Source organism: Rossellomorea sp. y25 (genome assembly GCF_038049935.1).
Classification (GTDB): Bacteria; Bacillota; Bacilli; order Bacillales; family Bacillaceae_B; genus Rossellomorea.
Map to the genome: position 1 here is coordinate 914,788 of NZ_CP145886.1, position 24,792 is coordinate 939,579.

At 43.9% G+C, this 24,792-nt stretch carries 24 protein-coding genes and 1 pseudogene; 19 read left to right on the forward strand and 6 right to left on the reverse strand.

Annotated elements, in window-relative coordinates; genetic code table 11:
• Positions 1-350: 350 nt before the first annotated feature.
• From AAEM60_RS04510 to corA, 6 genes are all read left to right on the forward strand, one after another.
• Positions 351-1,358 (forward strand): Gfo/Idh/MocA family oxidoreductase, encoded by a 1,008-nt coding sequence (locus AAEM60_RS04510; RefSeq protein ID WP_341357526.1) that lies wholly within the window; start codon positions 351-353, stop codon positions 1,356-1,358.
• Between the two features lie 200 nt (positions 1,359-1,558).
• Positions 1,559-1,996 carry a MarR family winged helix-turn-helix transcriptional regulator gene (locus AAEM60_RS04515; RefSeq protein ID WP_341357527.1) on the forward strand — a complete coding sequence of 146 codons (438 nt, stop codon included), beginning with the start codon at positions 1,559-1,561 and terminating at the stop codon, positions 1,994-1,996.
• A gap of 151 nt (positions 1,997-2,147) precedes the next feature.
• On the forward strand, positions 2,148-3,401 hold the full coding sequence (locus AAEM60_RS04520; RefSeq protein WP_341357528.1) for a glycosyltransferase: 1,254 nt from the start codon (positions 2,148-2,150) through the stop codon (positions 3,399-3,401).
• 8 nt (positions 3,402-3,409) lie between these two features.
• Positions 3,410-4,861, forward strand: a complete 1,452-nt coding sequence (locus AAEM60_RS04525) for an MDR family MFS transporter (RefSeq protein WP_341357529.1) — start codon at positions 3,410-3,412, stop codon at positions 4,859-4,861.
• Between the two features lie 34 nt (positions 4,862-4,895).
• Positions 4,896-6,842 carry an ATP-binding cassette domain-containing protein gene (locus tag AAEM60_RS04530; RefSeq protein ID WP_341357530.1) on the forward strand — a complete coding sequence of 649 codons (1,947 nt, stop codon included), beginning with the start codon at positions 4,896-4,898 and terminating at the stop codon, positions 6,840-6,842.
• A 99-nt stretch (positions 6,843-6,941) separates the two neighbouring features.
• Positions 6,942-7,898: a magnesium/cobalt transporter CorA gene (gene corA / locus AAEM60_RS04535; RefSeq protein ID WP_341357531.1), complete on the forward strand. Its 957-nt coding sequence runs from the start codon at positions 6,942-6,944 to the stop codon at positions 7,896-7,898.
• Positions 7,899-8,614: 716 nt separating this feature from the next.
• On the opposite strand, the gene AAEM60_RS04540 is transcribed toward corA, so the two are convergent.
• A complete protein-coding gene (locus AAEM60_RS04540; protein ID WP_299742333.1) occupies positions 8,615-9,610 on the reverse strand; it encodes a tRNA-dihydrouridine synthase in 996 nt (331 codons plus the stop codon).
• A 417-nt stretch (positions 9,611-10,027) separates the two neighbouring features.
• Here AAEM60_RS04540 and yiaA point away from each other — a divergent pair, with 417 nt between their 5' ends.
• Positions 10,028-10,498, forward strand: coding sequence for an inner membrane protein YiaA (yiaA, locus tag AAEM60_RS04545; RefSeq protein WP_341357532.1), 471 nt, complete (start codon positions 10,028-10,030; stop codon positions 10,496-10,498).
• A 67-nt stretch (positions 10,499-10,565) separates the two neighbouring features.
• Here the strand turns inward: yiaA and AAEM60_RS04550 are convergent, their stop codons facing one another.
• Complete coding sequence (locus tag AAEM60_RS04550) at positions 10,566-11,756, reverse strand: MFS transporter (RefSeq protein WP_341357533.1); 1,191 nt, start codon at positions 11,754-11,756, stop codon at positions 10,566-10,568.
• A 250-nt stretch (positions 11,757-12,006) separates the two neighbouring features.
• Positions 12,007-13,659: an ABC transporter substrate-binding protein gene (locus AAEM60_RS04555; protein WP_341357534.1), complete on the reverse strand. Its 1,653-nt coding sequence runs from the start codon at positions 13,657-13,659 to the stop codon at positions 12,007-12,009.
• Between the two features lie 100 nt (positions 13,660-13,759).
• On the opposite strand from AAEM60_RS04555, the gene AAEM60_RS04560 reads away from it, so the two are divergent.
• Positions 13,760-15,025 carry an MFS transporter gene (locus AAEM60_RS04560; RefSeq protein ID WP_341357535.1) on the forward strand — a complete coding sequence of 422 codons (1,266 nt, stop codon included), beginning with the start codon at positions 13,760-13,762 and terminating at the stop codon, positions 15,023-15,025.
• 216 nt (positions 15,026-15,241) lie between these two features.
• Here the strand turns inward: AAEM60_RS04560 and AAEM60_RS04565 are convergent, their stop codons facing one another.
• From AAEM60_RS04565 to AAEM60_RS04575, 3 genes are read right to left on the reverse strand one after another with little or no spacing between them, the layout of a single operon-like run.
• Positions 15,242-15,478 carry a hypothetical protein gene (locus tag AAEM60_RS04565; RefSeq protein ID WP_341357536.1) on the reverse strand — a complete coding sequence of 79 codons (237 nt, stop codon included), beginning with the start codon at positions 15,476-15,478 and terminating at the stop codon, positions 15,242-15,244.
• Positions 15,479-15,524: 46 nt separating this feature from the next.
• Positions 15,525-15,761: a hypothetical protein gene (locus AAEM60_RS04570; protein WP_341357537.1), complete on the reverse strand. Its 237-nt coding sequence runs from the start codon at positions 15,759-15,761 to the stop codon at positions 15,525-15,527.
• Between the two features lie 14 nt (positions 15,762-15,775).
• The gene (locus AAEM60_RS04575; protein ID WP_341357538.1) at positions 15,776-16,294 is read right to left on the reverse strand and encodes a hypothetical protein; all 519 of its coding nucleotides are present in this window, start codon (positions 16,292-16,294) and stop codon (positions 15,776-15,778) included.
• A gap of 162 nt (positions 16,295-16,456) precedes the next feature.
• Here AAEM60_RS04575 and AAEM60_RS04580 point away from each other — a divergent pair, with 162 nt between their 5' ends.
• From AAEM60_RS04580 to AAEM60_RS04630, 11 genes and pseudogenes are all read left to right on the forward strand, one after another.
• The gene (locus AAEM60_RS04580; protein ID WP_299742355.1) at positions 16,457-16,954 is read left to right on the forward strand and encodes a GNAT family N-acetyltransferase; all 498 of its coding nucleotides are present in this window, start codon (positions 16,457-16,459) and stop codon (positions 16,952-16,954) included.
• 27 nt (positions 16,955-16,981) lie between these two features.
• Positions 16,982-17,491 carry a MepB family protein gene (locus AAEM60_RS04585; protein WP_341357539.1) on the forward strand — a complete coding sequence of 170 codons (510 nt, stop codon included), beginning with the start codon at positions 16,982-16,984 and terminating at the stop codon, positions 17,489-17,491.
• Between the two features lie 158 nt (positions 17,492-17,649).
• Positions 17,650-17,814 (forward strand): hypothetical protein, encoded by a 165-nt coding sequence (locus AAEM60_RS04590; RefSeq protein WP_341358034.1) that lies wholly within the window; start codon positions 17,650-17,652, stop codon positions 17,812-17,814.
• 89 nt (positions 17,815-17,903) lie between these two features.
• Positions 17,904-18,458: a cysteine hydrolase family protein gene (locus AAEM60_RS04595; RefSeq protein ID WP_299742361.1), complete on the forward strand. Its 555-nt coding sequence runs from the start codon at positions 17,904-17,906 to the stop codon at positions 18,456-18,458.
• 100 nt (positions 18,459-18,558) lie between these two features.
• Positions 18,559-18,997 (forward strand): annotated as a pseudogene (locus AAEM60_RS04600) (VOC family protein).
• Positions 18,998-19,239: 242 nt separating this feature from the next.
• Positions 19,240-19,518, forward strand: a complete 279-nt coding sequence (locus tag AAEM60_RS04605; protein WP_299742684.1) for a metalloregulator ArsR/SmtB family transcription factor — start codon at positions 19,240-19,242, stop codon at positions 19,516-19,518.
• Between the two features lie 61 nt (positions 19,519-19,579).
• A complete protein-coding gene (locus tag AAEM60_RS04610; protein ID WP_299742364.1) occupies positions 19,580-19,963 on the forward strand; it encodes a VOC family protein in 384 nt (127 codons plus the stop codon).
• 56 nt (positions 19,964-20,019) lie between these two features.
• The gene (locus AAEM60_RS04615) at positions 20,020-20,565 is read left to right on the forward strand and encodes a hypothetical protein (RefSeq protein WP_299742367.1); all 546 of its coding nucleotides are present in this window, start codon (positions 20,020-20,022) and stop codon (positions 20,563-20,565) included.
• Between the two features lie 738 nt (positions 20,566-21,303).
• Positions 21,304-22,539: an ATP-binding protein gene (locus AAEM60_RS04620; protein ID WP_299742370.1), complete on the forward strand. Its 1,236-nt coding sequence runs from the start codon at positions 21,304-21,306 to the stop codon at positions 22,537-22,539.
• Positions 22,540-22,943: 404 nt separating this feature from the next.
• Complete coding sequence (vanR, locus tag AAEM60_RS04625; RefSeq protein ID WP_299742373.1) at positions 22,944-23,645, forward strand: vancomycin resistance response regulator transcription factor, VanR-F/VanR-M family; 702 nt, start codon at positions 22,944-22,946, stop codon at positions 23,643-23,645.
• A complete protein-coding gene (locus AAEM60_RS04630) occupies positions 23,638-24,747 on the forward strand; it encodes a HAMP domain-containing sensor histidine kinase (RefSeq protein ID WP_299742375.1) in 1,110 nt (369 codons plus the stop codon). The genes vanR and AAEM60_RS04630 overlap by 8 nt, the downstream gene beginning before the upstream one ends.
• The last annotated feature ends 45 nt before the right edge of the window (positions 24,748-24,792 follow it).

Consider the following 24,792-nt stretch of genomic DNA (forward strand, 5'->3'; position numbering starts at 1 on the left):
CATAAAGGAGCCGGCTCCAGATAAAAATTGACAATCTAAGGTCTTTCTCCGTCGAAAAGCAGATAAAAGAAGATAGGTTGGCTTCAATTTAAGTAAGCTTCCGGATACATCCAGTACTTTCATTCTACTATCTTACCAGATTCTTTTTTTACAATTGAATATATGGTATCTTCCAGTAGAGTACCTCGTTATGTGTAAAATAGGGGAAGAGGGCGAAAGAACCCCGTATGAATTATAGAAATGATCCTAAGCTGTTTTCATCAGCATTAGGGTAGCCTGAAAATGGCGAATTCAAGTGCAGTCTATAATGAGCTGCTTGAGAACAACAATTTATTAGGAGGGATCCACCCATGCATGATAAAAAAGTGCGCTGGGGAATCATCGGCTGCGGCGATGTGACAGAGAAGAAAAGCGGCCCTGCCTTTCAGAAGGTGAAAAATTCAGAGCTTGTCGCGGTCATGCGGAGGACAGGCGATTTGGCCAAAGATTACGCGGAAAGACATCAGGTACCCAAGTGGTACGATGACGCCAATGCACTCATAAATGATCCTGAGGTGGATGCGGTTTATATCGCCACGCCGCCAGGCTCTCACAAGGAATATACGCTGAAGGCAGCGGCTGCGGGGAAACCTGTTTATGTTGAAAAACCGATGGCTCGTGACTTTGATGAATGCACTGAAATGGTGGCTGCTTGTAAAGAGGCTGGTGTTCCCTTGTATGTGGCATACTACCGCCGGGCACAGGAGCGCTTTTTGAAAATCAAAGAATTGCTGGATCAAGAGGCAATCGGAGACGTTCGTTTTGTCTCCTCGACTCAGTATCAAAAAGCGCGGGTCGACGTGAAGGATTCCGAACATCTTCCTTGGCGTGTCCAGCCTGCTGTTGCCGGTGGCGGATTATTCTTCGATCTGGCCAGCCATACTCTCGATATTCTAGATTTTCTGCTCGGACCCATACAAGAGGCAAAAGGGTTTGCATCGAATCAAGGTGGCTATTATGAGGCAGAAGATATTGTGACGGGTACATATCAATTTACATCCGGCGTTCAAGGAATCGGAAAGTGGTGTTTCACGGCTTTTGAAGATGTGGACATGAATGAGATTGTCGGAAGTAAAGGGAAGATCTGCTTTTCTACTTTTGGAGATGATCCCGTCACGTTGACAACAATTGAAGGAAAAGAGCAATGGAGTTTTGAACGCCCCCTCCATGTTCATCAGCCGCTTGTTGAAACGATTGTGAAAGAGCTGACCGAGGGTGGCGATTGGTGTCCAAGTACTGGAGATTCCGGTGCACGAACGAATTGGGTGATGGATGCGATCGTCGGGAAAGAAAGGCACCTGAGTGCGTTAAAAATCTAGCTGATTTTAGAACCGGAACGCTTTTGAATGCAATGGATTCACCATGGTCTTGGGAGCATGACCTCGGGCACGGTAACGTTATAACGTACTCGGGGCAGGCTCCGTTTAAAAACAGTATTTTATTTATTTCATTTGACAGTAGGTAATAAATGATATATAGTTAGTTTGTCAAACTAACTTAAAGGTAGGTTGTTGCATTTATGGAAGAAATTCTTCGTGAATTTATCGTTACACTTGACACTTCTTTTAAGAAGTTGGTCCAAGAGACGATTGAAACAGCAGGTGTCTCCAATTTAAGTGTCAATCAGATTCAGTATATACAAGCGATCGGCACACTTCGGTATCCTACTATTAGTGAGATAGCCGAAGCGCTCAACATCACGAAAGCATCGGCCACGACAGGAATTAATAAATTGGTTTCACTCGGCTATGCGAAAAAAAGCCAATCAACCGAAGATAAAAGGATTTATCACGTGACACTTACTGAATCCAGCCAGACATTCATGCGTCTGCATCAAAAGGCTTTGGAGGATTATGTCGCATTCATCGAACGGCTGCTTACCCCGGATGAGGCTGAACAGTTCAAACGGACATTGGAGAAATTGATCAAGGGGTTCTACGAGAAAAGCGCCGAATAACGTTCTGGAACAGTGGGAAAGTCCCTTGTTCCCCTAAAATATAAGTTAGTCTAACTAAAAGAAAGTTCCGTGAACATCAATTAGCCTAACGAATGAAATTTCTTAAAGGTAAGTTAGTCTAACTAAATTAATTGATATGAGGTGTAAACGAATGAAAATTTCATTATTAACCACAGGTACAAGAGGAGATACCCAACCATACATTGCACTTGGGAAAGAACTAAAGAATCTTGGTCATGAAGTGAAACTTGCCGCATTTGAAAATTATGGGGAGTTGGTGGAGCAGCATGGTTTGCACTTCCATCCAATCAAAGGGGATATTGCCAAAATTTCAAGGGAAATGGCCAAAAGCTCGATTGAGTCCGACAACCCGATTAAATTTTTTTCTAGCTTTCAAAAGATGAAGCCTTATATAAAAGATAAGCAGATGGGAATGCAGAGGGATCTGTTCGAGGCGTGTGAGGGAGCAGATGCCATCATCTATCATCCGGGAGCAGCCATCGGTCAGTTCGCCGGTGAACATTGGGGTGTGCCGACTATTCTTGCGTCCCCTTTTCCCATGGCACCTACAAAAGAATACCCCGCCCTCATCTTCTATCAGCTGAGATGGGGCAAGACGGTCAATCTCCTGACACATAAATTGTTCGAGAAGGGATTCTGGCTTACGATCAAGCCTTCGATCGCTGCATTTTGGAAGGAACGTTTCGGTGGACGCCCGCCCCATTTTACCAACCCATTTGGTAGAGAGTCGACAACGGATCATACCTCTGTCATGTCGATGAGTCCCTGCGTATTTCCACAACCCAAAGCTGGGATGAAGTCGTTGGGTTACTGGTTTCTGGATGAGGATCTGAGCGAGTGGACTCCACCCCGCGATCTTGTCGACTTTATGGATCAAGGGGATGCGCCCGTTTATGTGGGGTTCGGAAGCATTTATGATGAGCGTGCCGATACAACAACGAAACTGGTCATAGAGGCACTCCGTAAATCCGGTAAAAGGGGGATTATCGGGACGGGTTGGAATCAGGTTGGGAACAAAGAAGGATATGAAGATATGTACTTCATTGAAAGTATTCCTCATACATGGCTTTTCCCTAAGATGGCCGGGGTCATCCATCACGGAGGGGCGGGTACCACAGCAACCGCATTCCGTGCAGGTGTCCCAAGTGTCGTCATCCCCCATGGAAATGATCAGTTCGCCTGGGGAAAACGGACAGAAGAATTGGGGGTAGGGCCCGCCCCCATCCCGAGAAAGGAATTGACGGTGGAAAATCTATCGCAAGCAATTACTTCCATGCAACAAGAACCGATGAAAAAGATTGCTCTCGAATTGGGAAGACAGCTGCAACAAGAAAATGGTGCCGGAGAAACGGCAGATTACATTCATCACTTTCTGAAAGGGTAGGGATCGATATGACAGACGCAAATAACCAGGACTTCCGTTTTGGCCCAATGTTTACGGTCATGCTGTTAGGGGCTTTCGTGGGCATTCTAAATGAAACTTTATTGTCTACGGCGTTGCCATCCATTATGAATGACTTCGGTTTGAATGAGAATAAGGTACAGTGGCTGACGACAGCTTTCTTACTGACCAACGGCGTCATGATTCCCATTTCGGCTTATTTGATTGAACGGTTCTCGACAAGGGCGCTTTTCCTGTCAGCAATCGGGTTGTTCGGTCTGGGGACTATGCTTGCAGCCCTCTCCCACAGCTTTTCATTGCTATTGTTGGGAAGGGTGGTACAGGCAGCGGGCTCCGGTATCATGCTTCCACTGATCATGACGATCATCCTGACCATCATACCAAAGGGGAATAGAGGTCGGATGATGGGCTGGGCTGGTATCGTCATTTCCTTTGGACCAGCGATCGGACCAACCTTGTCCGGGTTCTTACTCGAATATTTCTCTTGGAGAGCGCTATTCTTCGTTGTCCTGCCCATTGTGGCAGTGATCATGGTGCTGGCGGTTGTGTATGTGAAAAATGTGACAAAGCTGACTCGTCCCAGAATCGATTTCCTGTCGATTTTCCTCTCCTCTCTTGGATTTGGGGGATTGCTTTATGGATTCAGCGTGGCGGGGGAAAAAGGCTGGTCCAGCCAAATCGTCCTCCTCTTCATCACAATGGGCTTCATGACGCTTGGAATCTTCATATGGAGGCAGCTAAGACTCAAACAACCATTACTTCAATTTAGAGTCTTTGGTTATAAGACTTTTACGTTATCTCTAGTGATCACGATGGTCGTCATCATTTCGATGATCGGCGCAGAAACATTGCTGCCACTGTATATGCAGAATGTAAGAGGATTCAGTCCGCTCCAATCCGGCTTAATGCTATTGCCGGGGGCGATTGTGATGGGGGTCATGTCCCCGGTTACCGGAATTCTTTTTGACAAATGGGGTGCAAGAAAATTGGCTGTTCCTGGACTCCTGATCGTCGTTGTGACGTCTTTCTTGATGACGAATTTATCCATGGAGACGTCGATTGTCTACCTGTCCGCCATTTATTGTCTTCGGATGTTCGGATTGTCTCTTGCGATGATGCCAGTGATGACGAATGGGCTGAATCAGATCCCTGTTGAGTGGAGTGCCCATGGATCCGCAATGGCCAATACATTCCAGCAGATTTCGGGTTCGATCGGGACCGCCATATTGATCACGATTATGACAATGTCCTCAAAAGGTTACACACCTGAAGGTCCTTCCGGAGGCGGATCACAGATGATCGGTGAGATGGCCATGGTACATGGGTATAACCAGGCATTTCTATTTGCTTCATTCCTTGCCATTGGGGCGCTGGTTCTGTCCCTCTTCTTAAAAAAGGGAGCATCAGTACAAACGGAAGGCCATGAAATAAGCAATGGATAAAACAAAAGAACATTCATTATAGGAGGAACAACACATGAGTATCAAAGTCAGCAACATTAAGAAATCTTATAAGCTTGGTAAGAGTGAAAGTGTTCAAGTATTGCATGGTGTGGATGTAGAATTCAATCAGGGGGAGTTCGTATCCATCCTAGGGGAGTCCGGGAGCGGGAAGTCCACCCTGATGAACATCATCGGCGGGATGGACAGGGATTTCGAAGGAGATGTGATGGTGGACGGAACAAGCCTTCAAGGGATGAAGGAAAATGAGCTCGATGCGTATCGGAAGCTTAAAGTAGGATTTATCTTCCAGAGCTTTAATCTGATCAGTCATTTGTCCGTATTGGAAAACGTTGTCCTGACTATGCAGATGACGGACATGAGTGCGTCTGAAAGAGAACAGAAAGCTAAGAAGACTTTGACCGACCTTGGCTTGGGGAATCATATAGATAAAAAACCGAATCAACTTTCCGGAGGGCAGAAACAAAGGGTGGCCATCGCACGCGCGCTTTCCAATGATCCTGACATTATCCTTGCAGATGAACCGACAGGGGCTCTTGATAAGAAAAACAGCGAGCAGATCATGCAGCTGCTGGATGATATCGCGGCACAAGGAAAGCTTGTCATAACGGTTACTCATTCTCAAAAGGTGGCGGACTATGGAACCAGAATCATCACTATGGATGATGGGAACATCATAAAAGATGAATCGTTGAGAGAACCTTATGGCCAGAAAGAGAACGCACCGAAGGTCAAAACGAAGAACTTGAGATTCGGGGCAGCGATGAAAATGGCTTACAACAATATCCGATTGAACCTCAAACGAAATCTGCTCGTATCATTCGGTGGTGCGATCGGAATCTTGAGCGTCATCCTGATGTTGGGGTTGGGGTCAGGGGTGACCGACTATATCAATAAAGAAATCAATGCCAATCTGAATCCGAACCTCATTCAAGTGACGAAAGCGCCCGAAGGTGATGGAAGTGCAGGCTCAGGACCACTACCGAATCCAGTGCAGGAAACGGTGCCCCTTGAACAGGAGGATGTACGGCGAGTAAAGAACATCGACCATGTCAAGAAAGTCGAGAATGTCTATACGTTAACGATGGGAAGCTCCATTTTGTACAAGGATACATCAGTGAATATCGTACAATACCAAACGATGAACGATAGTGTGAATAAAGAGGATCTCATTGCAGGCGAACTCCCCGGGGTTGATGAAGTACTGCTTTCTGAAACGGCCGCAGAAAAAGTGAAAGACTCTCCTGAAGAACTTGCCGGAGAACAAGTGGAACTTTACATCAATACAACAGATGATCAAAACAGGCCGGTCATCCTAAAGAAAGAAATGACTGTGTCAGGAGTCATCAAAGGCAGCATGAATCAGGATCTTGCCTACACATCGTATCAGACATTAGATGAGATGTTTCAAAGTGAAGACATCACATTAATGGCCACCCAGCTGGATGTGACGGTGGAAGAGGATAAGTATGTCGATAGGGTACAGGCAGATCTGGAGGACGCAGGCTTCACCGGTACCGGGGTAGGGAACATCCTGAACCAGGTGACAAATTATTTGAAAATCGCCACCAATGTATTAGCTGGGATAGCCGGTATTTCCCTGCTAGTGTCCGCTATCATGATCATTGTCGTGCTGTACATCAGCGTAGTGGAACGGACAAAGGAAATCGGGATCCTGCGTGCCGTGGGGGCAAGAAGAAAAGACATCAAACGGATCTTCTTTTCAGAAGCCGCTTTACTCGGTTTTGCTAGCGGCGTGATCGGGGTCCTGATGGCAAGCATTATCGGGATATTGGGAAATAATGTGATGCAACAGGCGTTCGATGCCCAGTTGATCCAAATCAGTGCAGGGAATGTTCTGACGGGAATCCTGATCAGTGTGATCATCAGCATCCTTGCTGCCTTGTTGCCAGCTGCCAAAGCATCAAAGCTGGATCCGATGGAATCGCTGCGCTACGAATAATCAGGCTTTGGTCATTCGAGCAAAACCAACACTAATGAATATGTTATATAGGGCCCAGGCCATCATGCTGGGCTCTTTCTGTGAAATGGAGGAGGTAACGTGATTCACGCTTTTGGAATTACACATGAAAATAAGCTGGAGACGGATATTTTGATTGGAAGGGGACTCCAATCATATAAATGGATCTGGATCGATTTCGATACCCCTACGGTTGAAGAAATCAGTCATTTATCTGATACGTTCCACTTTCATCCTTTAGCGATCGAGGACTGTCTCCAATCGATTCAAAGACCTAAATTGGACTATTACGAGGATCATACCTTCTACGTAACCCATGCAGTGAAGAAAGGACGGGAAGGACTGTCAAAGGAAGAGGTTCAATTCTTTGTCGGAAAACAGTTCATAGTAAGCTTCCACCGGTATCAATCAATAGAGATCAATCAAGTACAGAGACGGATACGGGAAGTACAAGCTGGGATTGAAAACTGGGACCCCAATTATGTGTTTTATCAAGTGGTAGATAAAATCGTGGACAACTACTTTCCCGTTATTTATGAAATAGAAGACCGCTTGGACAGAATTGAAGAGAATCGGCAAAACCAATCGATGAATGTTCTAATGACCGAGCTTTTTGATACACGCTCCCAATTGCTGACACTGCGTCATATCATCCATCCAATGCGCGATCTCCTTTATAGAATGCTCAATTCCCAACACTTACAAGGGATTAAAGAGAAAAGGAAGTATTTTTCGGATATTTACGACCATCTTCTAAAACTATCTGAAATGGTCATGTCGAACAGGGAAATTACGGTGGATATCCGAGATAGCTATCTATCATTGAACTCCTTGCAAACCAACAATGTCATGAAAATCCTTACGATCATTACGTCCATTTTCGCTCCTTTGACGTTTATCGCAGGAATTTATGGGATGAACTTTGTTCACATGCCGGAACTGAGGTGGACCTACGGCTACGCCATTGTACTCGGAGTCATGGGCTTGGTATGTATTTTGATGATCGGGTGGTTTTGGAAGAGGGGATGGTTTAGATGACCCATGGCGTGGCGAATCTGCCGGGGGGCTGGAACCGGGGGACTGTCCCTGTGGTTCCGCTGACCCCGCCTTTTTGGCCTCATAAGGTATGCTGAGGTAAAGAAAATTCGACACGGAGGATCAATTATTTAATAAGAGGATCAATAAAATTCTAAACAGGATTGATAATCGAAAAACTAGGAGCAATAAACGTAGATCAGGATTGAATAGGGTCTGATTTGGATCAATTCCACATTCGGTGGCGTTTCCATGGTGGATTTCACTCCAGTACCGGGGCCTCATGCTCACCAAAGAACCTGCTCCAGATAAAAATGGACAATATAACGTTCTTTTTTGTTGAAAATCAGATAATAACGCTGGAGGGGGAACCGAGATGGGAACAGCAGCGGTCATTCCAGGAACGTTTGAACGAAAAACCCTTTTTGAAGGGAGAATATGCAGAGCTCAAGAAGCATCTGGCGGACCGAACTGATGACCGGGAAGCCCATTCGGAAGCAAAGGCAGCATTTATTCAAAGAGTATTGAATATGGAGAGGTAAGGTTTGAGAGAGGCTGTGAAGGGAGCTTTTTGTTAGATGATACCTTGCTTGATAGGAATCGTGAGGTAGATCAACTGCTTTTGATTATTAGGTAGTTCACTTTTAAAACAAAAAAAGGGTGCCAGCCCCGGCACAGTGAATGTGCTGGGGGCTGGCACCCCTTTTAAACAAGGGCCCTTACTTAGTCACAGAAAAGCCTTCCTCATCTTTCACTCCATCTGCATACTCATCAAGAAGAGCGCGAACTTCGTCGGTGGTGACGGTTTCCATCAGACGATTTCTCAGCTCGCTCGCTCCACGGAAGCCGCGGACGTAAATCTTGAAGAAGCGGCGGAGCGGTTTGAACGGACGAGGCTCGAGTTCATCGTTATACTTATCATGAAGATCCAGCTGCAGCCTCAGAAGGTCAAGCAGTTCTTCACTTGTATGTTCTTTCTTCTCTTTTTCGAAGGCGAACGGATTATGGAAGATCCCTCTTCCGATCATGATGCCGTCCACGCCATATTTCTCGGCGAGCTCAAGTCCTTTCTGGCGGTCAGGGATGTCTCCGTTGATCGTCAGTAAGGTGTGTGGGGCGATTTCGTCACGGAGTTTCTTGATCTCCGGAATCAGCTCCCAGTGGGCATCAACGTCACTCATTTCCTTTTTCGTACGGAGGTGGATGGACAGGTTGACAATATCCTGTTCCAACAGGTGCTTCAGCCAGTCGTGCCATTCCTCCACCTTAGTATATCCGAGACGGGTCTTCACACTGACGGGAAGTCCACCCGCTTTGGCTGCCTGGATGAGTTCCGCTGCGACTTCCGGGCGGCGGATCAGTCCTGATCCTTTTCCGTTCGCTGCGACATTGTGTACAGGACAACCCATGTTGATATCGATTCCGCGAAAGCCCATTTTCGCCACACCGATACTTGTTTGGCGGAAGTATTCAGGCTTGTCCCCCCAAATATGGGCGACGATCGGCTGTTCATCTTCCGTGAACGTCAAACGTCCGCGTACGCTGTCTTTTCCTTTCGGATGACAGTAGCTTTCTGTATTCGTAAACTCTGTGAAAAACACGTCAGGTCTCGCCGCTTCACTCACAACATGACGAAAAACGACATCGGTCACGGCTTCCATCGGTGCCAAAACAAAAAACGGTTTAGGCAACTCATGCCAAAAATTATCTTTCATATCTATTTAAACCCTTTCCTTAAGGAAAACATGTTCCCAAAATTAAAAAGTAGAATGCTTCAGTCTTATCCATTCCCAGATAGGCTGGATTCCAACCAGTATATACTTTAATAGGAATAAACGAAAAGTGCAAGGGGACGAGTCGTCTTATTTTGAGGAAAATCCTCCTTCATTCTCCTCTGGAAGGGGGAGATTGGATGATAGTGGTGTTGAAAATAGAACGATGAACCTTCTCACAAATAGAGGTACCGCCAGTAAGCTAACGTTTTGCACACCAAGGGACCGGATTTCATTCATATCTCAAAGATGAAAAAATACCCAAAAAGTACAACCAACATCTGTAAAAAATTGCTATAATGATTCTTATAGTGCAGGGCAGGCACTCACATATTGAATGACAGTAAAGGGGAGCTGCTGATGTCTGAGTTTAATGAAAACCCGTTAATGAAGAGCGATGAAACGAAACCAAAGATCAAGGTGGAAAGAAAAGAAGGGGAACCGACTGCCGCCTTTAAAGGGGCGAGCTGGGCGGCCTTTGTAGTAGGTGCTTCCGCTTATCTGATCGGCCTGTTCAATGCTTCGATGGAACTGAATGAGAAGGGGTATTACTTTGCGGTATTGATTTTCGGACTGTATGCAGCAGTATCCCTTCAAAAAGCGGTAAGGGACAAAGAAGAGGATATCCCGGTTTCCGGCATCTATTATGGGCTCAGCTGGTTTGCCGTCATTGTGGCCATTTCCTTGATGGCGATCGGACTTTATAATGCGGGGAGTATCATTTTAAGCGAAAAAGGATTTTACGGTATGTCATTTGTTCTTTGTCTGTTTGCTGCCATCACCATTCAGAAAAATATCCGGGATACGCAGTGGGCCAGAGAAAGGGAATAATTCTTAAAAAAAAAGAAGTATCCAAGAACCATTCAACGTTCTTGATACTTCTTTTTTATGACATCATTTAAGCCGATGTGGCGTGCTTCCGGTCCAAGCGATGACTCAAGAAGGTCAACAGACTCGCACCAAGTGCAACGACCCCGCCGACAAGTGTCACATTCAATAATGGGCCTTGATGGTAGACAAGCCCTCCGAGTGCCGATCCCATGGCGATGCCGACATTGCTTGCAACGGGCATCAAGGAAGCGGCGAGTCCTGTCGCTTTCGGCTGATACACACCGGCTAGGTCGATCAAGTAAAGCTGGGTCGAGGTGGTGAGCAGAATCGCCATCAGGGACATCAGTCCAATGTTGATCAATCCGACGACGAAATGGCCGGTGGTAAAGTACAATCCCATCAGGACAAAGGCCTGGATAAGGAAAACGAATCGAAGGCGTCCGATGGCATTGTGGCTGGCAATCTTTCCGGCCAGTATGTTACTGAAAATCGAGATGAAACCGTAGGCAAACAGGATCAAGCTGATGGAGCTGCCCGGTGCGCCCATCATGTTCAGAATCGGGACAAGATACGTAAAGACCGCATAGGTTGCACCGAATCCAAGAGCCGGGATGAAGAAAGCCATCAAGATCCGCGGGTGGGTCAACAACGAAAACTGATCACGCATGGAACTGCGGTATTGACTGAGCTTACTCGGCAAATTCATGAAAGAGGCCAAAAAGGCAACCACACCAAGAATCGTCGTTAACAGGAACGTGGCATGCCAGTCGTACCACTCCGCGATGACGGTACCGATGGGTACTCCGATCACGTTTGCCAGAGTAAACCCGCCGAAAACGAAGGAAATGGCCACTCCCCGTTTCGTTACTGGAATCGCTTCGCTGGCGATCGTCATGGCAAGGGAAATCGAAACGCCTGTGACGATGGCTGTCAGCATTCGAAGGACAAGCAGCATGACGTAGCTCGTCGAAATCACACACAATGCATTCAGGATGATAAACGACCCTATCAAAAACAACATCCATTTCCGCTTAGGAAAATGGCTTGTTGCAGACATGACGACCGGGGTGGCGATGGCAAAGGTAATCGCAAACGCTGACACAAGCGTACCTGCCTTTGCGTTGGTTATATGAAGGCTCGAGGAAATCTCCGTTAAGATCCCCACGATGACAAACTCGCTTGTGCCGAGAACAAAAGTTAGTAAACTAAGCGTGAAGATAAGAAACCACTGTTGTTTGGTTAATACAGTCTCTTGCATAAGTACCTCTTTTCTAGGATGGATAGACATCAATAGTAGTATGGGCAAACAATTTCATTATCATATCATAAAATGGGACAGTGGGGACAGGTCCCTTGTCCCAGGAAACATGGGGGGCGGTTCTGGTGCTTCCTAAACAAAAAAGGAATGCTATTCATTCTCAGCATTCCTTTTTTTGCTTTTACGGTTTCTATATCAAGGCATACGCGACGTCAACAGCCAGTAGCCGCGGAACCTGTCCCCACTGTTCTCAAATCTCCGGCCGCACCCACAACTTCGAAAAGTCCACATATCCAAAATGCTTGATCTCAATGTTCATAATGTCAGTCGAAAAAGGGATGTATCGTTTCTCGTAATAGAGTGGAATCATGATGGATTCTCTCATGAGCCTATTCTCCAGCTCCATATTTAAGGCGGTCCAGTCTTCGAATGATGTTTGACGATATTCCTCCAGACGGGACTTCCACGTACTGTCTTTTTCAAAAAGGGGATAAAGAGGCGAATATCCGTTTTTCAAAAAGTGATAAAACGAGAAGTTCTGGTTGGATTCAAAGATTTCTCCGTGAACGAATAGGTCCACATGGAATGTCTCGGGCTGCCTCTTCAGGGTGTCGGCAAAGGAAAACCACTTAACGTCGACTGGAATGCCTTCTTTTTCAAAAACCTCCACAAGCCACTCGGTGGTTTTCGCTGTATGATTGGCACAACGGATCACAATCGGCTCTTTAAACAAGGGACGTTCTGCCTCCGGGATAGTCATGGATTGGTCCTGTCCGATCAGGATGCTCTTGCCGTTCGGTGTCAGGCGGGGATCGAGGTCACGAAGGGTGTGGCGGTTCTTCGCAATCACCCAGTGCAGATAATCCCGTACGGCTTTTCTTTGAATCTGGGAATCTCGTCCCGGAACGGCATTCATGACGACAATCCCGAAGCCCGAGTCACTCTCGACCTCAACAGAAGAAGACTGACTCTCTTCAATGTGAGAATGATAAATTCCTTTGAAATCTTTCGGCACCTGGACAAATTCTACAGCATCGAGGAGCGGCCTCTCCTGAAAGTGCTCTTTAAAGGCAGCGAGAGTTGTCTTAGCATCTGTATTCTCCTCGATGGAAAAGCATCCAGTCCCGAAGGTCCGTCCCTTGTTTTCTTTATAAATGCTCGCACACATCATGCTGAGCATGGGGAGGATGTAGCTGCAGCCCCCGGGGTGATGGATATCGATGATGAGGGGGGCCTTTGCCTCGATCCTTTCGACTGGTTCCCAAAGATCTTGATAATGAGGGCATGTCCGAAGCTGTTCGAGACAATGGACAACATCCTTTGCCGTCAGGAGGGAACCGTCGTGGAATTGGATGTCCTTTTTTACATATAGTCGCAGTTTCGCAGATGAAGCGTCCCAGCTGTGTGCAAGTTCCGGGAGGATGTCCCCTTCTTCTGTGAGGGAGACGAGGCGGTTGAATACGTTTGCCACTAGATGGGCGCTGAGGACATCGGCTGCCTCCAATGGGTGGATAGAGAAAAAGGGATATCTCTTCGGCACGATCAGCTTATCTTTGGACTCTTTCACAAATCCGAGCTTACTGTGGAATTTATTCATCAGCCTCATCTTGCTGTCGGTTGACCAGTTGTACATGAGATACTTGCTGCTAGTCTCAATTGGTTCCTCGTCCAGGAGCTTTACGACTTCCTCTTCGAACTCTTCCTCCACATCTTTCTTCCATAGAAGTGTCGATACATTTCCCCGTCCGCGTCCCGGTGTAAAGGCAATCCAGCCTTCTTTATCCCATTTTTTCAAATAACGGGTCGTCTGCTTGTGGCTCAATTGCAGGGTTTCAGAGATTTCCTCCACTCGGATGCTGCCTGATGGATAGTACCGCCAAAGGGTTAGTAATTTATTCTCCACGTTGCTTCTCCTCCTAAAAGGGGACATCGATTTGAAAAGTGTCTATTTTTATAATCTTTCGTCTAGTTTACTATACAGTAAATAGAGGAGGGGTAACAACATGAAGTGGAAGGAATTACCTCAAAACATAAAAGTACGGATGATCACATCATTCTTTAACCGTGCCGTCTCATCCGCCGTCATGCCGTTCATGGCACTGTTCTTTGCTCAGGAACTGAATAAGATCTGGGCAGGGATCTTCCTGATCGTCACCGTGGTGATCGGGTTTTTCATCAATCTGGTCGGGGGATACATTTCAGACCGCTTTCCCCGGAAGAAAGTCCTGCTGACAACGTCCTGGCTGAACGCCATGTTCTTTTTCATCATGACTGTTAGTCTTTTTCCGAAGGATAACTTGATCCTGCTGTTTGCAGGTGCCTATATCGGGTTCATCATCACGAGCAGCCTGGGCCGTCCTGCAATGCATGCGATTATCATCGATTCGACGACGCCGGAGAACCGTAAAGCCGTCTACGCCTTGGATTACTGGCTCGTCAACCTGTCCATGGCGATCGGTGCGGCCCTAGGGGGACTACTGTATTTGGACCATCAGACAGAGCTATTTATGATGCTGACCTTTACGTCCATGACGATTCCCGTTGCGTATGGGATCTGGCTTCAGGACAACTTCAAGGATCATCTGCAGAAAAAGCACGAGAATGTGTTCATCGATCTCGTGAACAATTACCGGATAGCCTTCAGGGATTCGGCATTCGTGAAAGTGGTGGCAGGGTCCACCTTCATCTTCGCAGCGGAATTCTCCCTGAACAGCTATATCGGGATCCGTTTAGCGGAAACCTTCAAGGCTGTGAACATCGGGGATTTTGAAATCGTCGGAGTCAGGATGCTCAGTATTTTGAACATTGAGAACATGTTGCTCGTCGTCTGCCTCACGTTCATCATCAACCGTTATACAGACCGCCTGAATAAGAAGAACGCCCTCTTGATCGGACTCATCCTGTACGGAATCGGCTATATGGCGGTCACATCCGCCAACACGTGGTACGTCCTGATTGCATTTAATCTGATTGCGACAATGGGGGAACTGATCTACTCCCCGATCCGTAACGCAGAGCAGGCTAATATGATCCCAAGCGATAAGCGGGGCTCCTACTCCGCATTTTCTAACCTGTCCTTCAGCGGGGCGGATCTTGTCGCACGGTCCACGATCATTATCGGTGCCTTCTTGATGCCGACGATGATGAGTGTTTATATCGGTTTCATCGTTATGCTCGGTACCGTTCTTGTTTATACGGGATTGTTTGGCGGAAGCTGGGTAAAGGCGAAAGTGTTGGACAGTGGTGTTGGTGCGAGTGGAGGAAAGTAAAAGGGAAGGGGATTCCTGGAAGGAGGAATCCCCTTTTTTTGATGGTTTCTAAATCACGAGTTGTTCCGTTGATCAGAGGGAATGAAAAAGTAATTAAGGAGCAAGAGGGAGTGAGTGGTATGAGTATGAGTATGAGTCCCTCTTTAGCATGATCTTCATTACCACTTTCCTTTGTGATTCTTATTCATTAAATCCCCCATTGCTTTAAGTGTAACGTCACATTTTATTATCACTCTTATCAATCATTCTAGAGATTAATTTTTGACAACCTATTGTATAGAGAAACATGATTAAAAAAGGATTGATCGTTGGGAAAATTTCCACCCCATCCTCTTTTACATGTACCACGTACAAGCTTGAGATGTTGTAGTTCTCTGCAAGGGAACTCAACAGAATAAAGCCTAAGTAGAACCCAATAAATGATAGTACATATAAAATGAACATTTTGATCATAACCATCTCCCTCTTGTGTTCGGGCACCCGCTAGTTTAAATAAGACTTAAAACTCAATTCCAGACAGCTGCTTTATTTCTTCTAATCGTTTCTCATGACGTTCAACTGTCATAAGGGGGTTCTTGTGGTGAATCAAATTTACTATAGAGGAAAAGCTTTCTTTCAATCCTTCGATTTTTTCCGCCTGACTATTGTTATCGTAAAACGAATAGATTCCCTCATACGCCCACGTAATGAACTCATGGACATCTTCCTCGATCCTTCTCCTAATGGTCAGTTCCATGCTTTTCATCCCCCTTAGGATTCTTTGTCCTGTTTCTCGATCCACTTTTCCACTTTTCTCTCCATCTCTTTTTGCAATTCCCCAATGTTTCCACTATCTCTCTGAGCGGATTTAACGTATTTCGCCGGGAACATTTTTTCCAAGGAGGACTGATACATGCTGCCGTCCTTTGGTTCTATGTATTCAATCACAGAATAGGTCCCATCTTTTATGCTTAACCGAATTACGGCAGGTAATGAATGCCCGGACTGGGCCTCTATTCCGGTCGCTTTATTAAATCCACCGTAATACGACCACATATACACACTCAGGATCCCATCCTTTTCGCTCGTTCCATAGATTTTGTGGACTTCAAACTGCTTTTCTGTACCGTAGTAGGAGGTGGAATAGTTCTGGATGATATATTGGGAGATCGCGTTATCAATTTGTTGGGTTATCTGTTTATCTCCGTCGATCAGATTCTGTTCTTTCCCGTAACACCCGGCCAATAAGACCACTGCCATTAGTAAAAGTAAAACTCGTACCTTTTTCAAAATGTCCTTGCTCCTTGTATACATGTATTTTTGAAGGTTATAAGACATGGAGAATTTAATTCCATTTTACCATAGGGTTTCTTGTATTTTCCTTTTTTTACAATTAAATCTATGGTATCTTCCAGTAGAGCACTCACGAAACGGATAAGGGGGAGAGGACGAATGAGGATCGTATCACTTAAAGAGATGCCGAAAGAGAACCTGGTTGAATTCTTCAATCGGCATTGGGGCAGTCCGAAGATGGTCATTTCCAGTGGGATCTATGACTGTGCTGCGTTAGACGGCTTTGCCTACCTGAATGAAGAAACCGTAATCGCAGGTTTGATTACATATGTGGTCAAAGACGAAGAATGCGAGATTATTTCCCTTGATAGTTTGGAAGAAAAGAAGGGCATCGGCACCTCCCTGATGAAAGAAGTAGAAAAGGTGGCAGTCGGGAGCCGGTGCAAGCGCATCACGCTGATCACAACCAATGACAATCTGCCGGCACTGAAATTTTACCAAAAGAGGGGCTTCATGATTTCAACTATTCACCGGTTCGCAGTGGAGAAGGCGAGAAAGGTAAAGCCTGAGATCCCTATGATCGGAATTGACGGGATTCCCATTAGAGATGAAATTGAACTGGAGAAGGGGGTGACTCTGACGGATGATTATACTTAAAATAATGAAAAGAGTAGGAGGGAAGATGTGAACAATTTTAATAAAGCGTTATCTCTTGTAAACAAATTAGTCTATGAACCTAATCAATTAACCTTAAAATCGGTTCAAGAAGAAAAACAAAATGCGAATTACGGAGCTGGTACATTTGAACTGGCTTCTCGTTCAGTTCGATTTAGGGTCGCAAAAGTAACACCTAATAAGGTGGGGCAATTTGTTGCATTTTGGGAAAAAGATGAAAATGATAATAATCAACCATTTACATATGAAAAGGCACCTGACTTGTTGGTCATCAATACCTTTTTGAGTAATGAAGAATGGGGGCAATTTGTTTTCCCGAAAGACATTCTTGCCAAACAAGATATTCTTAAGACGAGTGCTGCGAAAGGGAAAATGGCCATTAGAGTTTACCCTAGTTGGGATACCCCAACCAGCAAACAAGCGATAAAAACTCAAACATGGCAGTTACCCTATTTTGTCGATTTGAGTGATACCAATAAACTGCCCATGAAAAAAATACTGGAACTGTATTCGCAGTAAATTAGTATATTCACTTAATACCACATGTCTGAACTTATATTTATCCATTAAAGAGGGCTTACCCTAGAAACGATAAGCTTTTTTATTGTGATAATTTGACTTGAGTAGGATAATGAATTTGAAATAATTGGTATTGGTTTAATGAATGTGGAGGACAGATGATGGATAATCAATATTTTGTAGGTTGGGGCACACTGGCGCTGATAAATGCCGGACTTGCACAAGGGAAAAACAGGAAGGGGTTAAACTGGTTTCTGCTTTCACTCGTATTGGGTCCTTTGGCGACGCCAATTTTGCTATTTGTTGAAAAGAGGGAATGGTAGCGTGCGTATATTGAAGGTTTAACTCTCTTTTGGTTGAATTCTTATAATAAATTTGAAGATTAACCGAATATTATAGAGGAGGAAGTATAGTGAATCAAAACAGTGCATTGATTATAGTGGATGTTCAAAAAGCATTTGATGACCCAAAATGGGGAGAACGAAATAATGTAAATGCAGAAGAGAATATTAGTAAAATACTAAAGGTTTGGAGAGCGAAGGGAGGGCAAGTCATTCATATTCAACACACGTCAGACCATCCGAATTCTGTATTTTATCCCGGCAATAAAGGTTTTACTATAAAGGAATTGGTTAGTCCTCTTGAAGAAGAAGTGGTAATTACCAAGAAAGTGAATAGTAGTTTTATTGGCACCAATTTAGAAGAAACGTTAAATAAAAATCATATTAAAACAGTGATAATAACAGGGTTGACCACTCCTCATTGTGTCTCAACAACGACGAGAATGAGCGGGAATTTAGGCTTTAACACTTACCTAATATCCGATGCCACAGCGGCATTTGGAATGAAAGATCAAGATGGCCGTTATTTTGATCCGGAAACGATACATAACGTGTCTTTAGCTACATTGAATGATGAATTTGCCACCATCCTTTCAACGGAACAATTGTTAGATATGTTGAATTAAGACACAATGGGGACAGGTACCATGGTGCCTCATTTTTAGTAAAGGAGCCGAGGGAGCTGTCCCTATGGTTTCCATAACAGAAACATAGGAGGCGTGGGATATGAACACCAATAGAATCGATCATGTGAGTATAAACGTAAATGACCTTTCAGAGGCTAAGGCGTTTTTGTTGATTAAGGACTCGAAGTGCAAGCGGAATGGGAATTGGATGGAGAGCAGTTGGACAGAATCGTTGGACTTAATCACGTTAAAACGGCATGTGTAGGATTGGGGATGCCAGATGGTCAGGCATGGATAGAGCTGGTCAAATTTTATACACCTTCAGATGAAAAAGGTATTCAGCAACCTTTTGCCATTACGCTGGGTATCCGACATATTTGCTTTGCTGTTGAAGATATTGAAACGATTGTGGCCAATTTGAAAAAAAGAAGGGCACGGAAATCTTTAGTGAGATACAGCAGTACGAAGAAAGTTATAAGTTATGCTACTTTCGTGGTCCAAAAGGGATTATTTTAGAGTTGGCGGAGAAAATCAGTTAAATAGTGTATCGGATTTTAAATGATTTAGATCTCCGGCTTGGGGTACTTTAATGAAAAAAGACGCTAAAAGAGGAAAACACCAGAACCATAAGTTTCTGGTGTTTTCTATGTCCCTAATAACTTTCTAAAAACCGTTAAAGGGGATTTTTCTTATTATAGGGAATCATAAAGTACCTTCTATCAAGCAACCAATTAGTTGCTTATACTTGACGAGCAACCATTTAGTTGCATATAATCAATCTATGACTTGGGACAAAGACACTATATTCAAAGCACTTGGCGACTCGACTCGGCGGCTTATCCTGGATGAGCTTTCCGATCGCAACGAGCTGACATTGTATGAACTTACGGCACGCCTCGTTATGAAGCACAACCTTTCCATTTCGCGACAGGCGATCACCAAACATCTAAATCTATTGGAAGATGCAGGACTCGTCATGTCAGAACGGAAGGGTAAATATCGAGTACTTATGTTTAACAAAGAACCACTTGCAAACTTATTGAAAGGATGGGTAGACTAACTTTTCACGAATCGGCAGAAGAGCAACTGCCATCGCAACGATTAAAGGAGGCCAAATGAGGATGAAAATTATTATAACCAGTATATTCGTTCAAGATCAAGACAAAGCATTAGCGTTTTATACAGACACGCTGGACTTTGTGAAAAAACATGACGTTCCTACAGGAGCACACCGGTGGATTACGCTTGTTTCAGCTGATGAACAAGACGGGACCGAGCTTTTACTTGAACCAAATGAGCACCCGGCTGCGAAAGAGTATCAAGAGAAATTATTCGCAGACGGCATCCCTGTAACGATGTTTGGGGTTTCAGATATTCGCAAAGAGTACGAGCGACTAGTGGAAAAAGGTGTAACGTTTACGATGGAGCCTACCGTCATGGGAGAGATCACGATAGCTGTCTTTGACGATACATGTGGAAACCTTATTCAGATGATACAGCAGTAATTGGTTATGACGATGTATAAAATAAATCTGAGCATTGAAAATTAGGTGAGATAAAAATGGACAGTCAAGTAAAGTTGGAATTTGAACATTCTAAGTCAGGCGATAAAGAAGAGCGTTATGAAGCCTACCAATATATATTAAAAGTAACGGACCAAAAAGTTGATTGGGCATATGAAGTATGGGATCAACTACTAGAGGACTTAACTCATAAAGATAACCATCAACGCTCTCGTGCAGCACAATATTTAGCTAACCTAGCCATAAGCGATCCAGAGATGAGGATAATGAAAGATTTCCCAGGGTTGTGGGAGGTAACAAAAGATGAAAAGTTTGTGACGGCTAGGCATTCTCTCCAATCAATCTGGAAGGTCGGAATTGCTGGTACACCTCAAAAAGAAATGGTTATGGATTTTATGGTTGAACGTTTTAAAAAAGGAACAGATGAAAAAAACGTTACTTTAATCCGGAATGACATTCTTCAAAACATGAGGAATTTATATGACCACTTTAATGATGAGTCTATCAAACAAACCGCTTTAGATTTGATTGATACGGTTGATGACAAAAAATACAAAAAAAAGTATATGGATATTTGGAAGTAATTCAACTTTCTTAAAGAACGAAGTCTTAACCCCCGTGGCCATTCCTCTACGTGTTGTAAGCAGCACGTAGAGGAATGGTCCTTTTTCTTTAAATAGGGATAGTCAGTTGGAAAAATATCGGTTTATTCTATGAGATGTTGGGGATTCTTCTTAATAATAAGGAACATAAAATAAATTTATTGATAAAAGGATTGCTTAGAGGAGTCATCCCATTTAGCTTCTTGATATTCTTTTAGCTGTTATGGAATCAATTTCAAGGGTCATCAGCCATTGCAAACACATTCTTTTTTTATGGTCAGTTCTCTTTTTTCATAGGGTTGGCAAGCGTCATATATGAAATTGAACAATGGCGATTCTTCAAACAAATGATGGCTCAATACTTGGTCATGCTGTTGACTGTTTTTCCAACTTTACTTCTGAACGGTTTTTACCCGCTTGTTTCTTTCAGAGATGTTGTGAACGTATTTTCCTTTTTAATAAGGTTGGAGTTATCTTGTTTTTGATTACATATTTAATTTTTACATGGCGTAAAAGGGCTTATATGAAAGCCCGTCATCAATAACCTGACTACCGCTAACATGGATCTTTGCTTCCAAAAGCAAGAAAGAAGCATAAGAACCGTCCCCGTGTTTCCGTGCTCTCTTGATTTTTGTCGAATGTTCGCAATGAATGGAAAGGATTTCCGATAAGGATGTCGAAGAATTTAAAGAAGATTCTTTTTCTTAAAGGAGACCTGCTATGGTAGAGACTGTCCATCATTTAATTTTGCATGTGGTATTCATCCTATTTACGATTCTTGCTTTTCAGATGGTTACGAATGGATCGGACAGCAATACAGAAGGGTTTCCCTTTAAGTTCTTTCTCATGAATCTTGCTATTTTACTGTTTACAATGATCTTCCCCGTTGTATACTCCAGTGGTTATGTGTACGATTTCAAGGTCGTTCCTATTATCCTTGCCTTTCTCTATGGCGGGAAGAGAGCCGGGTTCAGTACGTTCACCGCCATGCTGTTGATCGGTTCATTGACCAACCATGTAATGGTCTTTTTGATCGTGAATTATGCGATTTATAGTGTACTCCTGATTCCTTTATCGAAATGGTATAGAAAGGGTACCTGGAAGAACAAAATGATCCTGATTTCGGTTTTTTATTTGTTCATCCCGGTTACAAAATCCCTTTATTTACTCCAGAACAATGAAGTACGGCAGCTTCCCCTTGTCGCAAGTTCCACCTTGATCATTTGGATCACGCTGATCCTGACCATTTATCTGATTGAAAACCGACTGGAACAAACCAGGATTAAAACTGAACTCATGAAGGCTGAAAAGTTTAATGTAGTCAGCCAGTTAGCGGCTTCTGTTGCTCATGAAATCCGAAACCCCATGACGACCGTAAGAGGATTCATGCAGCTTCTGCAGAGAGAAACGTTAACGACTGAACAGAAGAGCTTTATCGACATATCCATACAAGAATTAGATCACGCCCAAGACGTCATTACTCAATACCTCTCCCTTGCCAAGCCGCAGACGGAGGAATACGAGGTGTTCAGTCTGACTGACACCATGAATGAATCCGTTGACGTGATGTCTACGTATGCTGTGATGAATAGCATTAAAATACATAAACATATTGAAACAGAACTGATGATCAAAGGGATAAAAATTGAGATGAAGCAAGTACTCCTCAATCTTCTGAAAAATGCCATCGAGGCGGTAAAAGAAAATGGAAAAATCACTGCGGCAGCCACTGTACATAAAGACGGCAGGATCTTGATTGTCATTCAAGATAATGGAGCGGGCATGACTCCGGAACAACTCAAGGTATTGGGCAGACCTTATTACTCGACCAAGGAAAAAGGGACGGGACTTGGTTTGACCTTCTGCTATCAAATTGTCAAAAGGTTGAAGGGTGAAATACAGGTGGAAAGCGAGCAGGGAGTGGGGACAACGTTTAGGATTTATTTGCAGGGGTGAGCCATGGGGACAGGTCCCATAGCACCACATAATAAAATATTGGTGCCTGTACCCAGCACGGTAAACCTTTAGCGTACCGGGGGGCAGGCACCGTTTTTATGTGCGTTTCATCCTATCTTAAGAAAAAATTAAGAATTCTCCCATGATTTTTTTAAGAAATTTCATTTACACTATCACACTTGAAGGTTTTTTTTATGTGTAAGTAAACAATACTTATCATCGATGATGAAATCCCTTTGGATATCTTCTCTCCAAAGGGTATGCTTATGAAAAAATAATGGAAAATAAGTGAAAGCCCTAAATGAGCCGCCGCGAAAGTTACAATCATGATGACGAAATGTCAGGTGCAGCTTTGTAAGGATTGTTGGAGATTTAGCGGATGTCACTAGAGTAGGAGTGAAAGAATGAAACCTTTATCAATTTTAGTAGCTGATGATGAGGAGGAAATTGCGGATCTGATTGCCATCCATTTAGAAAAAGAAGGATACCACGTGACGAAAGCATCGGATGGTGAGGAGGCGGTTCGTGTGGTCGAGACTCAGGTTGTTGATTTGCTGATTTTGGATATCATGATGCCGAAAATGGATGGATATGAAGTCACCCGACGCATTCGGGATCAGCATAATATGCCAATCATCTTTTTGAGTGCCAAGACATCTGATTTCGATAAAGTTCAGGGCCTGGTCATTGGGGCAGATGATTATATGACGAAACCCTTCACCCCGATCGAATTGGTTGCTCGTGTAAATGCTCAACTCCGACGTTTTTTGAAGCTCAATCAACCTAAGACGGCTACAGAAAGGAAAGCCTTCGTGGAAAGTGGTGGATTGGTCATTTCCCCCGATCAGCGTAAAGTGACTCTATATGGTGAAAGCATCGAACTAACGCCTAAAGAGTTTGATATTTTGTACTTACTGGCGAGTCACCCGGGGAAAGTTTTCGGTGTGGAACATATTTTTCAGCAGGTGTGGGGGGATGCATACTTTGAAGGTGGGAATACGGTAATGGTCCATATCCGCACATTACGAAAAAAGCTTGAAGAGGATAAACGGAAAGATAAATTCATTAAAACAGTATGGGGCGTAGGGTATACATTCAATGGGTAAAATACTACGAGGCTTCCGTTTGAAAATGATCTTATTGCTGGGTCTAAGCATGTTGTTGTCTGCTGCTATTACATACCTATTCTTTAAAGTACTCCAAATGTATTATTATTCAAATGTGAATTATGGAGATTCATTAGGTTATTTTCGCATTATCATACGAAATATTGGAGACTTCAACGTCTTTTTACTAGTATTCATCCTGCTTTCGATTTTCTTCTTCTTTTTACTTACAAAACCCTACTCTGCCTATTTCAATGAGATTTCAAAGGGAATTCATTATCTCGCCCAGGGTGACTTCAAGCATCGGGTTCAAATCGTGTCGAATGATGAGTTTAGTGACCTTGCCGAGAGCATAAATCTCGCCAGTGAAAAATTGGAACAAGCTATCGAAAGAGGGGACTTCTCGGAAAGTAGTAAAGAGCAGTTAGTCGTCAATTTAGCTCATGATCTCCGTACACCCCTCACCTCCGTTTTAGGTTATTTGGATTTGATCCTTAAGGATGAGAATTTGACGAAAGAACAAGTCAGACATTTTTTAACGATTGCCTTTACGAAATCCCAGCGTTTAGAAAGACTGATTGATGAATTATTCGAAATAACGCGAATGAACTATGGCATATTGCCCATTCAAAAAAATCATCTAAATGTAAGTGATCTCCTTAATCAATTAAAGGAGGAATTGTATCCTGTCTTCGAGAAGAATGATTTGATCGCTAGAGTGAATGTGACTCCGCAACTACCTGTTTTGGGTGATGGAGAGCTGTTGGCACGCGTGTTTGAAAATCTTTTGACCAATTCGAATCGCTATGGTAACGATGGCCAGTTTGTGGATATTAATGGCTTTATTGATTCAGGGAAAGTGGTTATTCAGATTGTGAATTATGGAGATCCCATTCCTCAGAATGATCTGCCCCATCTCTTTGATATGTTCTATACCGGTGACAAAGCACGTACTCATCAAGGAGGCGGCACCGGGATCGGCCTCTTCATTGCCAAGAATATCGTGGAGCAGCATGATGGGACCATTACGGCCGAAAGCAGTATCATACGTACCATTTTTGAAGTGCGCTTGCCGCAGGATGGTGAAAGTCCGAATGAATGATTTAAGAAAAATTTAAAATTTACCCCACTCTTTATTTAAATAGTT

Excerpts from the sequence above, each read along its gene's own strand:
- AAEM60_RS04510 (WP_341357526.1), top strand. The coding sequence starts at position 351 with ATGCATGATAAAAAAGTGCGCTGGGGAATCATCGGCTGCGGCGATGTG.
- AAEM60_RS04515 (WP_341357527.1), top strand. The coding sequence starts at position 1,559 with ATGGAAGAAATTCTTCGTGAATTTATCGTTACACTTGACACTTCTTTT.
- AAEM60_RS04520 (WP_341357528.1), top strand. The coding sequence starts at position 2,148 with ATGAAAATTTCATTATTAACCACAGGTACAAGAGGAGATACCCAACCA.
- AAEM60_RS04525 (WP_341357529.1), top strand. The coding sequence starts at position 3,410 with ATGACAGACGCAAATAACCAGGACTTCCGTTTTGGCCCAATGTTTACG.
- AAEM60_RS04530 (WP_341357530.1), top strand. The coding sequence starts at position 4,896 with ATGAGTATCAAAGTCAGCAACATTAAGAAATCTTATAAGCTTGGTAAG.
- AAEM60_RS04540 (WP_299742333.1), bottom strand. The coding sequence starts at position 9,610 with ATGAAAGATAATTTTTGGCATGAGTTGCCTAAACCGTTTTTTGTTTTG.
- yiaA (WP_341357532.1), top strand. The coding sequence starts at position 10,028 with ATGTCTGAGTTTAATGAAAACCCGTTAATGAAGAGCGATGAAACGAAA.
- AAEM60_RS04550 (WP_341357533.1), bottom strand. The coding sequence starts at position 11,756 with ATGCAAGAGACTGTATTAACCAAACAACAGTGGTTTCTTATCTTCACG.
- AAEM60_RS04560 (WP_341357535.1), top strand. The coding sequence starts at position 13,760 with ATGAAGTGGAAGGAATTACCTCAAAACATAAAAGTACGGATGATCACA.
- AAEM60_RS04565 (WP_341357536.1), bottom strand. The coding sequence starts at position 15,478 with ATGATCAAAATGTTCATTTTATATGTACTATCATTTATTGGGTTCTAC.
- AAEM60_RS04570 (WP_341357537.1), bottom strand. The coding sequence starts at position 15,761 with ATGGAACTGACCATTAGGAGAAGGATCGAGGAAGATGTCCATGAGTTC.
- AAEM60_RS04580 (WP_299742355.1), top strand. The coding sequence starts at position 16,457 with ATGAGGATCGTATCACTTAAAGAGATGCCGAAAGAGAACCTGGTTGAA.
- AAEM60_RS04590 (WP_341358034.1), top strand. The coding sequence starts at position 17,650 with ATGATGGATAATCAATATTTTGTAGGTTGGGGCACACTGGCGCTGATA.
- AAEM60_RS04605 (WP_299742684.1), top strand. The coding sequence starts at position 19,240 with ATGACTTGGGACAAAGACACTATATTCAAAGCACTTGGCGACTCGACT.
- AAEM60_RS04610 (WP_299742364.1), top strand. The coding sequence starts at position 19,580 with ATGAAAATTATTATAACCAGTATATTCGTTCAAGATCAAGACAAAGCA.
- AAEM60_RS04615 (WP_299742367.1), top strand. The coding sequence starts at position 20,020 with ATGGACAGTCAAGTAAAGTTGGAATTTGAACATTCTAAGTCAGGCGAT.
- AAEM60_RS04620 (WP_299742370.1), top strand. The coding sequence starts at position 21,304 with ATGGTAGAGACTGTCCATCATTTAATTTTGCATGTGGTATTCATCCTA.
- vanR (WP_299742373.1), top strand. The coding sequence starts at position 22,944 with ATGAAACCTTTATCAATTTTAGTAGCTGATGATGAGGAGGAAATTGCG.
- AAEM60_RS04630 (WP_299742375.1), top strand. The coding sequence starts at position 23,638 with ATGGGTAAAATACTACGAGGCTTCCGTTTGAAAATGATCTTATTGCTG.